Genomic DNA, 16,797 nt, shown 5'->3' with positions numbered 1-16,797 from the left:
AGGGTGTTTAGTAAATTATTGAGTATGCCTATTATCCTGATATTTTATGATTTTGTGTACTAGGTAAATGGCCTGCTAATCTTTTGTTGTATTTTTTGATAAAAAAGGTACACGACAATTGCGCTAGCTAACCATACAGTAACCAAGGGCCCAATCACACCATCATAACTGCTTACCAAATACGCAAAGTCAGCATGCCAATTGGTGTTGAATAAGGTTTTAGTCATTTTTATTTGCCACACCCAACAGGTATGGCAGCCAATACACAATCCTAAACTGGCTTGTACGCGGGTGCGCAATAAACCTAAAAAAATTCCGACCAATAATAAAGACGAAAATGCTGACAAAATATCAGGATTTAGCACATTAATAAATGCCTCACCGAGTAAGTGGAAGCCGCTGAAAATATCCAAGGCTTGCTTGGGTATTGGCGTTTTGCTGTCTAAAAAATGCAAAATAGCGTAATAAAACGCGGCAATGAATACCGCTGGGGTAACCGGTATTTTTTTGCTTAAGCCTGCCAGTACAATACCTCTAAATATCGGCTCTTCGAAGCAGGAAACCAATAGTGCCAGCAATAACTCAATAAGCAACTTTTTGGCAACCCAGTCCCACGTCCACGGCTGTGTGCTGTCAATTACGTTAATACCTAATGCATACAGTACAATAAACACCGGCAGTAATGTTAAAAAACCCAAGCCAAAACCCTGTAACAGTTGCTTTATAAAGATAGGTCTTGCGGCAATGCCTAGCGCTTGTTTGTTAAGCTTAAGATAGAACATCGCGGGAATAATGCTTAACAGCAAAAACCCTTGGGTTGATTTACGAATAATTTTACGCAACGCTATATCGCTATTCATGCCGTGGATAACACAATAACCGACGATGCAGGCCAAAGAAATGGCAAGCAATAATACTAATAACGGTACGAGTGCATAAAGATAGCGCTTCACAAGCCAAAATCTCCCCATAACATTTGCACAGCGGCCAAAGCGGCTAACGACGCGGTTTCGGTACGTAATATACGTGCGCCCAAACGTACGGGGATAAAACCTGCCGCTTTGGCCATGTCACGCTCTGCACCAGAAAATCCCCCCTCTGGTCCTGCGAGTAACGTCACATGCAGGTTTTCCGGTTTTAACCCAGATAGAGACGTTGTGGCATAAGGGTCAAGAAATACTTTTAAGCCCTGTTGATTTGGCAACCAATCGGCCAGTTTTTCTACCGATGCCAGTGCAGGAAGTTGGGTTCTGCCGCTTTGTTCGGTAGCGTGCTGGACAATTTTTTGCCAGTGTATTAAGCGTTGCAACTTTTTGTCATCGGTTAATTGCACCACACAACGTTCGGTTAATAGCGCCGTCATTGTATTAACGCCCAGTTCAACGGCTTTTTGCACCGACATATCCATGCGGTCACCGCGTGAAATACTTAAGCCTAGCGTAATATTTAATGGTGATTCAACGCTGCGTTCACTGCATTCGCCTACTGCAATCATAACGACTTTGCGGGTAACATCTGCTACACGGCATTGGTATTCACAGCCATTACCGTTAAATAGAATGAGATCGGTATCTTTTCTTAAGCGCAAGACGGTTCTAATGTAATGGCTGGCTTCATCGTCTAAGGCGATAGTTTTACCGGAACTCAGTGCAACAGAGCTATATAAGCGGGATACACGCATCAGTCTTGTACCGCAAAGTTAATGGCTTGTAAGGCGACATCGGCAATGTGAAATAGCTGTTCTTCAGTAATAATATATGGCGGCATAAAATAAATAACGTTACCCAGTGGACGCAGTAGCACACCCAAAGACAACGCATATTGATAGACTTTAACGCCGCGTCGTTCTTGCCAAGGGTAGGGCTGTTTAGTGTGTTTGTTTTTAACCATTTCTAAAGCCAGTATCATGCCGGTTTGCCGTACTTCTGCAATGTGCGGATGCTCGTTAAAACGCTGTGCAGCTTTTGCCATAGTATTTGCTAGGTGTTTGTTGTTTTTAATAACAGCCTGTTGCTGAAAAATACCTATAGTGGTTAATGCTGCCCGACACGCCAAGGCATTGCCAGTATAACTGTGCGAATGCAAAAACGCCGTTAGCTTGTGGTAATCATCATAAAACGCTTGGTAGATGTTATCGGTAGTCATTACGGCTGATAAGGGCAGATAACCACCGGTCAATCCTTTCGATAAACATAAAAAATCTGGGCTGATAGCGGCTTGTTCGCAAGCAAATAAAGTGCCTGTACGACCAAAACCGACGGCGATTTCATCAGCAATTAAATGTACGCCGTACTTATCGCAGGCAGCACGCAGTAGTTTTAAGTAGATAGCATCGTACATGCGCATATTACCGGCGCATTGCACCAGGGGCTCTATGATGACGGCACACACACTGCCGGCATGATGTTGCAGGGCTTGTTCCATCAGCGCAAAACGGCGTTCGCTGTAATCTTGCCAGCTTTCGCCGTCTTCTCGAAAGTAACAATCTGGCCCTGGTACGCTGATGACATCCATTAACAACGGCGCGTAAGTTTCTTTATACAAGGCAACATTGCCAACGGCTAATGCCCCCAAAGTTTCGCCGTGGTAGCTGTTTTCCAGAGTGATAAATTGGGTTTTCTGTGTTTGCCCTGAATTACGCCAGTAATGAAAACTCATCTTCAAGGCAACTTCTACCGCTGCTGAGCCGTTGTCGGCATAAAAACATTTTGATAGGCCTTTTGGGGTAATAGCCACCAGTTGTTCTGCCAGTTCTATACCGGCCTGGTGGCTAAAGCCTGCAAAGATAACATGCTCCAGTTTATCCAGCTGATCTTTAAGTGCGGCGTTGATAATGGGGTTGGCGTGGCCAAACAGATTAACCCACCACGAGCTGATGGCATCCAGATAGCGCTTGCCGTCGAAGTCTTCCAACCATACGCCGTGGCCTTGTTTGATGGGGATAATAGGGAAGCTCTCATGATCCTTCATTTGGCTACAAGGATGCCACAGCACTTTATGATCACGATTTATGAATGATTGGTTGTTTACCACGAAGTCTCGCTATTTGTCAGTGTGTCTTGGGCTTAATGATATAACAAACGGCATATTTAGCCATTTTGGTTTTTTTGTAGTTACTGGAGCTAATGCTACAGCGTTTTCACAGTTCAATAGTTACAGCGTAACCGTTCGCACTGAGCTTGTCGAAGTGTGCCGTTCATGCTTCGACAAGCTCAGCACGAACGGTGGCTGTAACTGTCCTAAGTTGAAAACGCGGTAAGTGTTCACTGTAAAACTGTTATTTTTTCCAGATTTGATGGTTTTTAAATTAACGTAATTGTCATTTTTTTTCAAATTTAAGCAGTGCGGACTCGGTGAGTATTTTTTCTATTGTTGTTTTTTGAGGGCATTTTTAATGCCGAGTTATTTTGTCAGCAGAGCTTTGTTGTAAGTTTTTTAAACTTAGCTATATTTTTGATAAAGCGTGCTCGTTTTTAGGAATGCTACGTGATGAGAACGCTTGTTCAGCAACTGTGTTTAGGTAATCAACAGTGCATCAGTATTTCCATCTGCTTTTCAAATTTAAAACACCCGTATGTGTTAAATCAGGTTCAATAAAATAGTTATGAATTTTATGTTTAGCGATATTCTCTTTGTTATAGGCCTGTTATGCTAGCTATAAATAAAAAAAATGTCGGGTTTACCTTGATTGAATTAATGATTGCCGTTGCAATTATTGGCATCTTGGCCGCCATAGCTGTGCCTTCTTATGAACGCTATGTAGCGCGGAGTAAGGCCAGTGAAGCCCCCAGCAACTTATTGCAAATAGCCGCGTTACAGGAGCAGTTTTACCGCGATTTCAGATTATACGCACTCAGTTTTGGTAGCGCGACTGCCCCCACTATCACCAGTGGTGTATATAATGTGGATGGCATTATTGCCTGGAGTTCAGCTATTACCGCCACTGCCAATGCCAGTGCTAATCCCCGTGAATATTTTACCTATAGCATTGCAACTGATACCACAGGAGCCAATAAAGGTCAGGCCTTTGTTATTAAAGCTGTTGGTAAATCCGCTATGTCTTCTTATGTTTATGCAATCAACAGTAATAATGTGAGATGCAAATGCACACCTGATGATAGCGCGGTTTGCACGGTATCATTCACACTCACCTCTTCTTCGACAGTGTGCCCTACCGCCAGTACTGATAAGGCAGTTGTATGGTAGGTAGGCGTAGGATTGATGCTGTAAAACAACGGGGATTCACCATTATTGAATTAGTGATAACGTTGGTTATAGCCGGCATAGTAATCGCTATGGCAACGCCTATCATGCGTAGCAGTATTGCCGAACACCGTGCTTTAGCGATGGTGGCTGCGCTTAAAACGGATTTTGAGTGGGCGCGTAATAATGCATTGAGCACCAACCAAGGTGTAAACGTTAGTATTGCCAGTAATACTGTTTGTGAGTGGAGTATTAGCGCTATCCATCAAATGACTACGGCTAATCTTGCTAATTATAACGGTGTGGCCTGTGTTTTTAGCGGTTTACCACCTGTTTTTAATGGTATGGGATTCAGCACAGCGGGTGCTTTTACGGCAACAATTAGCGCCACGGGCACAAGCAGAGCCTGGTTACTAACCTTGCTCGGATCAGGTGATTTAACGGTAAAAGCGCAATGAAACATAATGACGGTTTTACATTACTAAATACCTTGATAGCATTTTTGGTGTTTACTTTTGGTATGCTTTCGTTGGCCAGTGCGTATTTAAAAATCAATGCTAATTTAGGCGACAATGAATATTTCACCAGTGCTGGTGTGCTGGCTGAATCAATGCGTTCAACCTTATCAGCCTCGCCCGTCTTGTTGTCACAAATGCACAATTTTTCTTCTGCAACAACACAAACAAGTGCGCCCCTTATTGACTGGGTAGCACAGCTGACCAATGCCTTGCCACAAGGGTCTGCAAGCACAACGGCCGTTAATAAAGATGGCGTGGCCTGCACGGCTCTCTTACTTTGCACAGCACCCAGCACAATCACTTTAACGCTGAACTGGCAGAAAAAAATAAGCCACAGTCAAACTTTTGTGCTGCAAGTGGGGTATTAATGATGAGCCCTATAAAAACAAAAGGTTTCAGTGTCATTGAGTTTATGGTGGCGTTGGTGATAGCGGTAATCTTTGGCATTATTACTACGGTGTTGCTTAATAACGCAACCCATCAATCTAATACCATTAAAGATGTGACCGATGTTGCCAAAACCAGTCGCACCAGTTTGTTTTTACTGACACGGGATTTAGCCAACGTAGGCTATATGCTTAATTGCGTAGGTCGTGACTGCGGCACTCTATTGGCTACACCCAGTGTCGTACCTTCTGGAACTGCCCCTAGCCCCTGTTATATTTCAGGAACGGTTGGCCCTGCCTGTCAAGTGCTTACCTATACAACCTCGCCTATTACATTGACACTCAATTATGCGGCGCTGTCTGCAAGCGACACCATACAGATTAAATACAGTATAGACACTGCAAGCGGTGTTTCTTTATTACGCCGTGAGCAAACATTCGCCAACAGTGCTGCTAGTCCAACGGCCTTCCCTAAATCAGATACCTATATAGCCAGCAATGTTATACAAATGGCTTTGCAATTTGGTTTGGATACGGGAACATGCCCAGTCAGTTCTGGTACTGTCAGTTATAGTAATAGTTTTGTTGCTGCGGATGCTTGCAAATTACGCAGTATAAAGCTTGCGCTATTAACCAGAAGTGAATCGCCAGATAAAAAATACTTTTCTCCTGCAACTATACCGTGGGTAGATACGGGCTGGCAAGGTGGTGCAACAGGTGCTGTTTACACGGTTCCAACCAGCCCAGACCAATCACACTACCATTTTAAGGTAGTGCAGCAAGAAATTTATTTATTAAATCCAACACTTGCTATCGAATGAAAATTCATGGTAATCAGAGTAAACAGCGGGGTGATAGCTTACTGTTATCGTTATTTATGTTGTTATTAATGACCTTAGGTTTCGTTGCAACATTGCGGGTGGTTAAAAATGACGTACAAACTACCGGTGCATTAGGTTGGCATACGCGTGGTAAACAAGCATCAGAAGTTGTATTGCAGCAGACCTTGCCCATTTTGGTTGTGGCTAACATCTCCAGCCAACTCTGGTATAGAACCGGAACCAATCCAAATGTCCCTACAGCGGCGTATTGGAGTAGTTGCAATGGTAATGCAGATACAACATTACGCTGTGATAAAACCACTAAAAATGGTTTTAACGTTTACCGCATTGTACAAGAAGCACCGGCCAGTGATTGCAAATATTATCGTATTTTTTTACACGCAGTAGAAAGTTCAGGGGTTGGTTCGCAGGTTGATAGCGAAGCAGTTTATCGTTTGTGTTAATGATTTTTGCTGTAAGCAAGTGAGGAATAAAGTGAACACGCTAGTCAAATCACACATTCATAAAAAATTTACTGCACCAGTAACACTACTTGTTTTTCTTTTTAGCTGTCTGCTACCTACACATAGCCAAGCTACGCAGACAATCGCACCTAATTTAATGATTATTTTTGGCAATAGTTACTCAATGAACAGGGGCTTGGACGATACTACTTTACCCACGGTAACCCCATTGCATTTTAATGATATAGCCGGTGAAAATACACAGTATGGCAGCGGTACAGCATTTCCCTACCCGTTATACGGAGACCAGCCCAGCTCAAAGCTGTATATAGCCAAGCAGGCATTAAATACGGTATTAAATAGTACTGCTTCCAATAACATCAATCTAGGCTTTGCTACTTTCAGGCAAACTTTTGGCATGGAGGCTGCTGCAACAGAGTATTACACACGGGGTATATGGCCAATAGCGGAAGTCGCTGACAGTAGTATGCTAACAGGTAGCGCAACCACTCAACAAAAAATGGACTATGGTAATATTGCCAAAAATTTTAAGGCAACTGAATGGTATCGTATCTATTTGTCTGTTAAGGGTAGAAGTGCCAAATTTGGCAAAAATATGTATGACTACAATCAGAACGTAGTTGACGATGACGATTCTGCAACAACCTATATGTCAGGTATCAGTAACGGCCTACCTACAAAAATTACCTATAGACCAGGAACAACCCCAGCGTGTAATACTATAAGCATTACTGATTCTAGTCCAGATTGCAGTCCGGTTACCAGTTCCACAACAACCATACACGATCAAACCTATACTGATTCAAATTATGGTAGTAAAACCACCTTTAATGCAACGGGTGCGACAGGCAATAAAAATGCAGTATCGGCAACAAATGCCTTGGTGACCTGGAAATTATGCTATCCGTATTACAATTCACAAGGTAACACATTTAACACCTTTTATTTGGCAGATAAGGATGTTGCCGATGGTTATGCAACGGTTGACACTTATAATACTGTCTCCTATGTCAGTTGGAATTATCCTAAATTCGATGCCAGCGGTTTATCAGCTCAGCCTTTTAGTTCGGTAACTTGCTCAGGTGACGGTACCGCAGCAGGGGCTTTTATAGGTCAGTACAGAGAATCTACTCAACGGCTTACCAATAAATCAAAAGCAGTGGGTAATCCACAAATTTATTTTAGCGCTATCCCTAACTATTTTTCAGGAACAAGCAGTAATACATTAGCTTTAAACAACGGCGCATTATCGGGCTGGTCTGGTGAAACCACTTACACTGAAGTCGTTTGGCCTGCTGGAACAGGAACGACATCAGCGGCATACCCTTCTGGGGTAGCCGACCCTGATCGCAATGACAGGCAACTCATTACCAAAGGCTGGCAACAAACCAATAGCCTACCAGCAAAAAAAAATCACATGGGGGTGTTTTTAGATTTACCTACACCAAGCCTGGGCTATGTAGATAACCGAGCCTCTATAAAAGGCTTTATGGGCTTACAGCAAATGGATCAATCAGGGCTGGATTATGACCCCACATCTCAAACTATCGCTGGTGGAAAAGGCATTGCCGTTAGCACTATGGATGGCTCTTACAATGCCAATCAAAGTCCTATTTACGATTCTTTATTGGGTGCATTGGCCTATTACACCGAATATAAAAAAACGGATACATTTAAAAATTGCCGATCCAATAATATTTTGTTATTTTTTGACGGCAAAGAAGATGCCCATTGGGTTGATGAGAATGGTACGCAACAATTTTTAAAACCCGCTGAAGTTGCCGGCCAGTTACTGGCAATGGGTGTTAAAACCCATGTGGTTATTCTGAGTAATAATGTTGGCGACATTAGTGCTGCCAATGCCATTGCAGCAGCTGGCGGGACATCTACGGCTTATAATGCCACTTCAGCGACTAGCTTACTAAATTCATTTACAGCTGTTTTTTCAGGTTTAGACGGAGCAACGAAAACTACAGCAGCGCCCGCCATGCCAGCACAAATCGGTACGGGTGGAAAGCTTTATCAGGCTGGCTACACATTATCGCCTGTTGAAGGCCATTTAACCGCTTATGGCTTTAGTAATACCGGTTTTGTTAACAATAGCCCATTATGGGATGCCGCTAACTCAAGTGATACCGCCATCCCCTTCACTGGAAGAATGACTGCTGCTAACCGTGCCAGTCAATTATTATCCGCTAGCAGCACAGGTGCTATTGTGAATTTTAATGCGCTGGATTCAGTGGCTTTTGCAACAACAACGCCAACGGTTGTGGATATTATCAATTACACCATAGACCCCTCTTACAATGGTGGTGTCTATTTGGCTGGACGGGCATCAGGCAGCTTCATGGGCATATTTGGCGATCAAAGTATGCGTCCCATTATCGTTACGCCGCCCTCCAATACAACGCTCGAAAAAACCGCCTCCGATGGTGATCCTAATTTTGTAACCTACAAAAATAGTCAAGCCACTCGAAAATCCAGCGTATTGGTGCAAAACGATGATGGCTACTTATATGCATTTGATGCCATGGATGGTTCGTTCTTGTGGGGCTGGATGCCCAGAGAGCTTGTTTCTAGTCTGAAAAATTACGCAACATTTTGGTCATCTGGCAATATGAAAGGCGGTATTGTTATCGCCGATGCGCCAACCACCGGTACGGCCTATGCAAGCTATGTGCTAGGAACGGCACAAGGCGGTGCTTTGCACTATGCGTTAAAACTGAAAAACACCACCAGTACACCGCCCAGTGTATACCCAGATTTAGTCGCCTGGACTAACGCAGTTACCGGAGCAACGTCTCCTGTTGCACAAGCACCTGTTGTAACCTATATTGCAAGCAGTGGCATAATGGCTGGTTATGCCAATTACATGACGACAGTTGGCACAAGCAATACACTCTATGTGCATAAAATTGCAACAGGGGCAACTGCTACATCGGTTGCTTTACCCTTTACGCCTTCGAGTGAATTGACTGTAGACAACGGTTATTTTTACGTTGCGGATACGGCGGGTATGGTTTGGAAAATGCCGGTCAGCACGGATGCCGCGACTGTGCTTGCAGGTAAGGTTAGTATTGGTAATACCTATAACAACCAAATAGCCACTTATGTCGGTGTCTATAAATATAATGGTGAAGATTATGTATGGGCGACTAGTAGCACAGGCATTACTGTATTTAAATACAATACGACGGCTGCTACTTGGCAAAATTTGTGGGAATCACATGTCGGTGGAGCAGGTGCATGGGATATGGCTACGCCACAGGTGTACACAGCGGATAGCAGTCCTGTGTCAACGCTTGCTGTCGGTAAAGTACAAATGCTGCCGACTGGTGCAACCATTACCGCACGATCGAGCCTCGTAAAAGATGCCTTGTTATTACCTGTATTAGTGCCAGATGTGTCGGAGCCTTGTGCAGCGGGCAAGGCTTATCTTTATCAATTTAGTATTGCTTCAGGCTTTAAACCCGCCACTGTTTTTTATAAGGTAACCACTACCAGTTCTACAACACCGATGGCTGCAGAAATTGTTATCACTAACTTAGAGGCAGGTTTGGGAGCCGCCATGTCAGCTACAGTAAGTTCCAGTTCATCAGATACTGTCATTGAGGTATCGGCTGAACAAACGCTCAGCGGTAGTAATGGTATAACCTCCACTTACAAAGTTAAAGGTGGTAAAAGCGGTTTAATCTCTTGGCGCGAAATAACCAACTAAAAACACTATTTTCTAGTTCCCAGTTCTCAAGCTGATGCTTGGGAACTGGCGTATAAAATGGGATAATTGGTCTTTTATATCCGTTTAAAGACACCACCCCAACTCCCCATGCTGAATTTTAAAAATATTGCTTTACGCAGAGGTGTGCGCGTATTGTTCGCCAATGCTTCTTTTACTCTCCATAAAGGTCAAAAAGTGGGCTTTACTGGCGCAAATGGCGCTGGCAAATCCAGTTTGTTTGCTCTAGTTAAAAACGAATTACACCCCGATGAAGGCGATTTTACCATGCCGCCTGATCTTGAAGTTGCGCACGTTGCGCAAGAAACTTCGGCGACCGAACAAAGCGCTATTGATTACGTCACTGACGGTGATCAAGAGTTACGCCGGTTACAGCAGCAGCTTAGCGCAGCTGAACACGCCAATGACGGTTTAAAAATCGCCGAATATCACGCTTTATTAGATACTATCGACGGTTACACCGCTGCTGCCAGAGCGTCACGTTTGCTCAATGGTTTGGGTTTTAGTACCGAAAAAGAACAGCGTCCTGTTAATTCATTTTCCGGTGGTTGGCGAATGCGCTTAAATTTGGCGCAAGCGCTCATGTGTCGCTCTGATGTATTGTTATTAGATGAACCGACCAACCATTTGGATTTGGATGCGGTCATCTGGCTGCAAGATTGGTTGTGTAAATACCCTGGCACGTTATTACTTATTTCGCATGACCGGGATTTTCTCGATACTATCACCGATCACATCGTGCATATTGAGCAAAATAAAGCCGAAATCTATACCGGTAACTATTCTGATTTTGAAAAAATGCGTGCCGAAAAGCTCTCGCAACAGCAATCGGCTTACCAAAAGCAGCAACGGGAAATGGCGCATATCCAGAGCTTTATCACCCGTTTTAAGGCGCAAGCCACCAAAGCCAGGCAAGCGCAAAGCCGTATTAAAGCCTTAGAACGCATGGAAGTGATTGCGATGGCGCATGTGGATTCGCCGTTTGACTTTAGTTTTCCTAAGCCAGAAAAAATGCCTAATCCCTTATTAAGCCTGGACAAGGCCGATATTGGTTACGGGCAAACCTGTATCATTAAACAAGTGGGATTGACGATTTCTCCAGGGGATCGCATTGGTTTATTAGGTTCTAATGGTGCGGGTAAATCCAGCTTAATTAAGGTGCTTGCTGATGAAATGCACCCGTTAACAGGCACTAAGCGCGGCGCGGATGCGTTAAGAATTGGCTATTTTGCCCAGCACCAATTAGAACAACTACACACCGATGAAAGTCCGCTATGGCATGTGCAGCAGTTGGACAAGCAAGCAACCGAAAAAGATTTACGTAATTTTCTGGGTGGTTTTGATTTTCGCGGTGATAAGGTTTTAGAGCCGGTAAAACCGTTTTCTGGCGGCGAAAAAGCCCGTTTGGTGCTGGCGCTGCTGGTCTATCAAAATCCTAATCTGTTATTGTTAGACGAACCAACTAACCATTTGGATTTGGAAATGCGCCATGCCTTAAGTGTCGCGCTGCAAGATTACCAAGGTGCAATCGTGGTGGTCTCGCATGATCGGCATTTATTGCGCTCGGTAACCGATAAGTTTTTGTTGGTCGCACACGGCAAAGTACAGCCGTTCGATGGCGATCTCGATGATTATCGCGTGTGGTTAACCGAGCAAAAAAAGCTTGATAATAAAAGTGTGGCTGAGCCCGCAGCGCAAAGCGTGTCGCGTAAAGATCAGCGTAAGTTGGATGCAGAACATAGGCTTAAACAAAAACCCTTGTACGATGCGTTAAAAAAAGCCGAGCAAGCGGTGGAAAAATACCATCAAGAACAACGCCAGCTAGAGCAACAATTGGCAGAACCGTCGCTTTATGAAGAATCTGAAAAAGCGCGGCTTAAGCAAGTAATGGCGCTGAAAATGCAAGTAGATAAAGCGTTGAACGACGCAGAAGAGGCCTGGATGGAAGCTGAAGATCGGCTTGCTTCGGCGCAGTCAGCTTAATAAATATCTATATCCCCAAACGCTCAATTTTTCCTATCTTGGATAAGATTGAGTGTACCTGAAAAAACACATTATCCCTGCCTGTAAATACATTTCAAAATGTAAGCAATTTTCTAACATTTGTGTGAAAAATTACCTACATATTGTGTGGAATACTTCACAGATATTTCGCATAAATCCCTTTATCTTAACATCGTGTCTTAGCTTTAAACTGTCCTTGCGATTGCACATGCAATAAACCGAGTTGTGTGTCTAGGGAATTTGTGGTCTACACCTGCGGCGCAGTAGCGCAATGTTACCTCTTGTCGTTTGAAGATATTTGCTTCACGGTTTGCCATGAGGTGGAAACGAAACAGTGCTTCAAAGTAGAAATATGCGCAGATTAATGTCTAAAACCTAACCCGTAACCTGTAAGGCGTATTCGCCGGTAGCCAATACGCCAAACCAGGCTGCGTTACTTAGTAGGCTTCAATCAGGAGACTCAAATGGGTATCAGGAAAAATCAAGCAACACTATCCGCCGACGAGAAATCTCGATTTGTCAACGCGATCTTACAGCTCAAAGCCAACGGTATTTACGACCGTTACGTGCGTCAGCACCGTGATCTTTTTTTCGATGCTAATGCAGGCATTCATGAGACTGCGCTGTTTTTGCCGTGGCATCGGGAATTTTTGCGTCGGCTTGAATTAGACCTTCAGCGCATTGATCCTTCAGTGAGCCTCCCTTACTGGGATTGGACGGTGGATCGAAGCCTGACCGCATCGCTTTGGGGTGCTGACTTTATGGGAGGAAATGGCGTGCCGCCAGGCGGTGCTGTACAAACGGGGGCATTCGCTTTCAGGTTCGGTCGTTGGCGACTAACGGTGCGCGACAACCCAGCCGGTAGGGTCGAACTTACCCGCGCCATTAGCTCTGGTGCGACGCTACCCAGTGCAAATGGCGTACAAAGAGTTCTTACGCGCACACCATTCTCGGCCTTTAGAGTTGATCTGGAAAGGGATATTCATAATATCGTACACGGATTTATAGGCGGTTCTGCAGGAGATCGAAGTTCCCCGAATGACCCTGCGTTTTTTTTATTGCATTGCAATGTGGATCGGCTGTGGGCTATTTGGCAGAGCCTGCATCCAACAGATGCGCCCTTTCAGGGGGATGGGCGGTTTAATCTTAATAGCCCTATGCAACCATGGGATAACGAAATATCACCACCCACACCCGCGCGGGTGCTGAGCCATGTTGCACTGGGATATACCTATGATACCGATAGGGGCGCAGCAATGACCGACCTTACCGTGGGAGCGCCAATTCGGCAAGCAAGCATCAGCCAAGCGGGAGAAGTCGATTGGTATCGCTTTACAGTGCCAGCGGCATCGACCTATATTATTGAGACACAAGGTTCAACAGACGTGTTTATGTCCTTGTTTGGGGTTAATAGTCAAAATACTTTGGTTACAGAGGACGATGATAGCGGCGGGGCAGGTAATTCAAAAATAGTCAGTAACTTGTCGGCAGGCACTTATTTTGTCAGGGTCAGGCATGCTCAGACGACAGGTACGGGCACTTATGGTATTTCGGTAACAGGTACTACACAACCTCAACCCGATCTGGTTGAGATTATCGTCAACGGGCCGCAAATCCAAGGCAATATCGCCGCCGCTAATGAAAGTGATGTCTACAGCTTTAGCGCTACACAGATTGCCACTTATACGATAGTGACTTCGGGCAGTACCGATACCTTTGTCACCCTTAACGGTCCCAATAATCAAACTGCCTTTATCAGTCAGGACGATGACAGTGGTCCAGGGCAAAATTCTCAGATCGTCCGCGTATTAACCCCCGGCATGTATTTTGTGCGCGTGCGGCACTACAGCCCGACAGGAACCGGTGCTTATGGTGTTGCAGTACAACGAAGCTAGGTACTATTATCGGGGTGTTGGTTTTTTTCAAAAAATCGACACCGAGGTGTTAAAGTTGCAAAACAGCAGATTTAAGGATAAAACAAGGGTTCTTTAAGTTTGCAAACAGGTAACAACATGAAGAGTCGTGGTTTTACATTATTAACAGCAATGGGTTTTGCCTTATCGGGGTTGGCGCTGGCAGCAGACGTAGAATCAAAAACACCCGTCCACAAATATTGGACATGTGCAATCTCAAGCTATAGCTCTGCGGTTGACGACAATTACCAAAAGTATACCTGTCGTGCCAATACGCAATATTCAAATCCGCCGTGCCGTGAATTTGTTGTAGAGTATGATGGTAATGAAGGTGTTCGTCCGGGGGATAGTTACAGGGCGGTCATTAACCAAAACAATGCAGCAAAGTACAACGATGGCAAAAGCCAGGCGGAAACCTCACGCATTGAAATCAAAAGCGATAAAGACAAGTATGTGTATACCCATACCGTGGTGAAAGCGGGGCTTAAGTTTTCCAGTAAGTGGGTTTATAACGGAGTGTGCCATTATTACGAAGCTCCAGCCAGCGAAAAAATTTATATGGACGAAGGTTTAAAAACCGAATAATAATCTGACTTTAAAGTAGCGCTGGTAGCTGGCCAGCAAAGTTGTGTGCTGAATTGACCATCAGCGTTTAAAGGATGCTAATCTATGGCATCAAATAATGTTGTCATCAATAGACTGGCCAATGGCTCGAACAAGGTTACTGCAATGATTGTTTTATGGACTGATGCACTGATTTTTATACTGGTGTTTACCGTGCTGGCGTTGGCATTTTATCTGCGTGGCAAGGCGCATGTTCAGCAGGGCTTACAAAAAATAGCGGCCAGTAACATCGGCATGGTGTCGCTGGTAGTATTGCTGTTTTTTGTCGGTGTGGGCTTGTTGGATTCGGTGCATTTTAAATCCACAGTGAATAACAGCGGTGAAATTATCAGTCTACTCGATTATTGGGCCGCCCCGCTTAAAGAGCATGACGAAAAGACTTACTCCGCCCCGTTTGCCGCCACACTGTACAGCAAAGAAATTACCCATGCGCTAGCGGGTGTGCCGCAATGGCGCTACCCGCGTTTAGCGTTTGGCGGTAAACATTTGCAAGACCCAGATACGCAACGCTTAGCTGATATTGGCAAAAAAACCGCGCTGGCTTTTGGGCAGGGTTTTATGCTTGCCAGTGTGTTGCTGGCCATACTTTTATGGCTGCGTGCTAAAACACAAGTACTTACAAAACCATTTTTCAGCCTATCGCCCTTGTTGTGGACGGTGTTTATTATTGTGTTGCTGGGCACTATGCTAGTGAACTTATCCGCTTATTACCATGTGTTTGGTACGGATAAAGTGGGTGAAGATGTGTTGTACCAAGCGGTAAAAAGTATTCGCACCGGCTTGGTGATCGGCACACTGACCACCTTAATTATGCTGCCAATGGCGATTACCTTTGGTATTTTAGCGGGATTTTTTCGCGGCTGGGTCGATGACATAATCCAATATATCTACACCACGTTAAATTCCGTGCCCAGTGTGTTACTGATAGCCGCGTCTGTGCTGATGGTGCAGGTGTACATGGCTAATCACGAAGCCGCGTTTACCAGTGTGGTAGTGCGTTCGGATATGCGCTTGTTGTTTCTGTGCCTGATTTTAGGCGTTACCAGTTGGACAGGCTTGTGCCGTTTGTTACGCGCGGAAACTTTAAAGCTCAGGGAGATGGAGTATGTGCAAGCCGCGTATGCCTTGGGTGTAAAGCAACACACGATTTTAATCCGCCATATTTTGCCTAATGTAATGCACTTGGTATTAATTACTGTGGTGTTAGATTTCAGCTCGTTGGTGTTAGCAGAAGCGGTATTGTCTTATATTAATATTGGTGTTGACCCTACCACTTACAGCTGGGGTAATATGATCAACGGCGCACGTCTGGAAATGGCCAGAGAACCTATTGTGTGGTGGTCTTTATCAGCGGCGTTTGTGTTTATGTTTGCTTTGGTGCTGGCAGCTAATTTGTTTGCTGATGTGGTGCAAAATGCACTTGATCCAAGAGCCGTGCGTAACGATTAGTTCACTCGGATGTGATTAAAAGTATGGGGAATTTATAAAACATCATACAGCGTTTTCAACTTAGGAACGTGCATGAAATAACTTGAACAACTTAAACGCCACCACCGTTCGTGCTGAGCCTGTCGAAGCATGAACTTGCTCAAGTTATTTCGTGCGCGTTCCTTAGGACATTTACAGCCACCGTTCGTGCTGAGCTTGTCGAAGCATGAACGGCACACTTCGACAAGTTCAGTGCGAACAGTTACGCTGTATGTTGGCAATATTTCTCAGTCTACTCCTATCATTTAGAATTACAGGGCGGAATAGCGGCAGCGTATTCCGCCGTTATGAATTACCCAACATTCGGTGCATTACGCTTACGCTAATGCGCCCTATGAATTTCCGCACTTTTAATCACACCCAGTTCGCTCAGCTTTTCATAGGAAGTAGATAGCCCCGGCTAAAGCCGTTCCCACGGCACAAATAGTCATTAGTGGTTTAATGGAGAGCGGTTTTTTCGGTAGTATAAAAAATAATGCTGATTTTTTTGGGGCATTGAAAAATAACATCATTTTTTATAAGTTATTGCTTATTATCTATATTTTTATAAGTCCCTGGTATTCTTCGCTGGGTTGCTTTCATCCTGCCTAAAATAAAAAACCAATTAATTTGAGCGCTC

The 16,797-nt window shown here is 44.4% G+C and carries 13 protein-coding genes and 1 pseudogene; 11 read left to right on the top strand and 3 right to left on the bottom strand.

All coding sequences use genetic code 11. The features are described 5' to 3' along the window. Positions 1–59: 59 nt before the first annotated feature. The 3 genes from CRENPOLYSF2_RS14965 to CRENPOLYSF2_RS14955 are packed head-to-tail and all read right to left on the bottom strand — an operon-like array spanning position 60 to position 3,033. Positions 60–953 carry a CPBP family glutamic-type intramembrane protease gene (locus tag CRENPOLYSF2_RS14965; protein ID WP_087144751.1) on the bottom strand — a complete coding sequence of 298 codons (894 nt, stop codon included), beginning with the start codon at positions 951–953 and terminating at the stop codon, positions 60–62. Then, a complete protein-coding gene (locus tag CRENPOLYSF2_RS14960; protein WP_087144750.1) occupies positions 950–1,681 on the bottom strand; it encodes a 16S rRNA (uracil(1498)-N(3))-methyltransferase in 732 nt (243 codons plus the stop codon). The genes CRENPOLYSF2_RS14965 and CRENPOLYSF2_RS14960 overlap by 4 nt, the downstream gene beginning before the upstream one ends. Next, positions 1,681–3,033, bottom strand: a complete 1,353-nt coding sequence (locus CRENPOLYSF2_RS14955) for an adenosylmethionine--8-amino-7-oxononanoate transaminase (protein WP_087144749.1) — start codon at positions 3,031–3,033, stop codon at positions 1,681–1,683. The genes CRENPOLYSF2_RS14960 and CRENPOLYSF2_RS14955 overlap by 1 nt, the downstream gene beginning before the upstream one ends. A gap of 615 nt (positions 3,034–3,648) precedes the next feature. On the opposite strand from CRENPOLYSF2_RS14955, the gene CRENPOLYSF2_RS14950 reads away from it, so the two are divergent. The 11 genes and pseudogenes from CRENPOLYSF2_RS14950 to CRENPOLYSF2_RS14905 all read left to right on the top strand — a co-directional run bounded on the left by CRENPOLYSF2_RS14950 (position 3,649) and on the right by CRENPOLYSF2_RS14905 (position 16,139). Further along, on the top strand, positions 3,649–4,206 hold the full coding sequence (locus tag CRENPOLYSF2_RS14950) for a type IV pilin protein (RefSeq protein ID WP_140396878.1): 558 nt from the start codon (positions 3,649–3,651) through the stop codon (positions 4,204–4,206). After that, positions 4,200–4,295, top strand: a pseudogene (locus CRENPOLYSF2_RS19520) (prepilin-type N-terminal cleavage/methylation domain-containing protein); the annotation flags it as partial. The gene CRENPOLYSF2_RS14950 and the pseudogene CRENPOLYSF2_RS19520, both read left to right, overlap by 7 nt. Continuing rightward, entirely contained in the window at positions 4,296–4,661 is a 366-nt protein-coding gene (locus CRENPOLYSF2_RS14945; RefSeq protein WP_245808019.1) for a hypothetical protein, read from the top strand. It begins immediately after the preceding pseudogene. Next, a complete protein-coding gene (locus CRENPOLYSF2_RS14940) occupies positions 4,658–5,089 on the top strand; it encodes a type IV pilus modification PilV family protein (protein ID WP_087144747.1) in 432 nt (143 codons plus the stop codon). The genes CRENPOLYSF2_RS14945 and CRENPOLYSF2_RS14940 overlap by 4 nt, the downstream gene beginning before the upstream one ends. Next, positions 5,089–5,928, top strand: coding sequence for a PilW family protein (locus CRENPOLYSF2_RS14935; protein ID WP_140396877.1), 840 nt, complete (start codon positions 5,089–5,091; stop codon positions 5,926–5,928). Before CRENPOLYSF2_RS14940 ends, CRENPOLYSF2_RS14935 begins: the two co-directional genes overlap by 1 nt. Continuing rightward, positions 5,925–6,392, top strand: coding sequence for a hypothetical protein (locus CRENPOLYSF2_RS14930; RefSeq protein WP_087144745.1), 468 nt, complete (start codon positions 5,925–5,927; stop codon positions 6,390–6,392). Before CRENPOLYSF2_RS14935 ends, CRENPOLYSF2_RS14930 begins: the two co-directional genes overlap by 4 nt. A 184-nt stretch (positions 6,393–6,576) precedes the next feature. Next, the gene (locus tag CRENPOLYSF2_RS14925) at positions 6,577–10,131 is read left to right on the top strand and encodes a pilus assembly protein (protein ID WP_087144744.1); all 3,555 of its coding nucleotides are present in this window, start codon (positions 6,577–6,579) and stop codon (positions 10,129–10,131) included. Between the two features lie 108 nt (positions 10,132–10,239). Next, on the top strand, positions 10,240–12,132 hold the full coding sequence (locus CRENPOLYSF2_RS14920) for an ATP-binding cassette domain-containing protein (RefSeq protein ID WP_087144743.1): 1,893 nt from the start codon (positions 10,240–10,242) through the stop codon (positions 12,130–12,132). Positions 12,133–12,617: 485 nt separating this feature from the next. Then, on the top strand, positions 12,618–14,048 hold the full coding sequence (locus tag CRENPOLYSF2_RS14915; RefSeq protein WP_087144742.1) for a tyrosinase family protein: 1,431 nt from the start codon (positions 12,618–12,620) through the stop codon (positions 14,046–14,048). Positions 14,049–14,165: 117 nt separating this feature from the next. Further along, positions 14,166–14,651, top strand: a complete 486-nt coding sequence (locus tag CRENPOLYSF2_RS14910; RefSeq protein ID WP_087144741.1) for a hypothetical protein — start codon at positions 14,166–14,168, stop codon at positions 14,649–14,651. A 144-nt stretch (positions 14,652–14,795) separates the two neighbouring features. Beyond that, on the top strand, positions 14,796–16,139 hold the full coding sequence (locus tag CRENPOLYSF2_RS14905) for an ABC transporter permease (RefSeq protein WP_087144755.1): 1,344 nt from the start codon (positions 14,796–14,798) through the stop codon (positions 16,137–16,139). Positions 16,140–16,797 lie beyond the last annotated feature (658 nt).

This window comes from Crenothrix polyspora (assembly GCF_900163755.1).
In the GTDB taxonomy this organism is placed as follows: Bacteria; Pseudomonadota; Gammaproteobacteria; order Methylococcales; family Methylomonadaceae; genus Crenothrix; species Crenothrix polyspora.
Note: the sequence above shows the minus strand (reverse complement) of the source record. Positions and strands in the feature narration are given on the sequence as shown.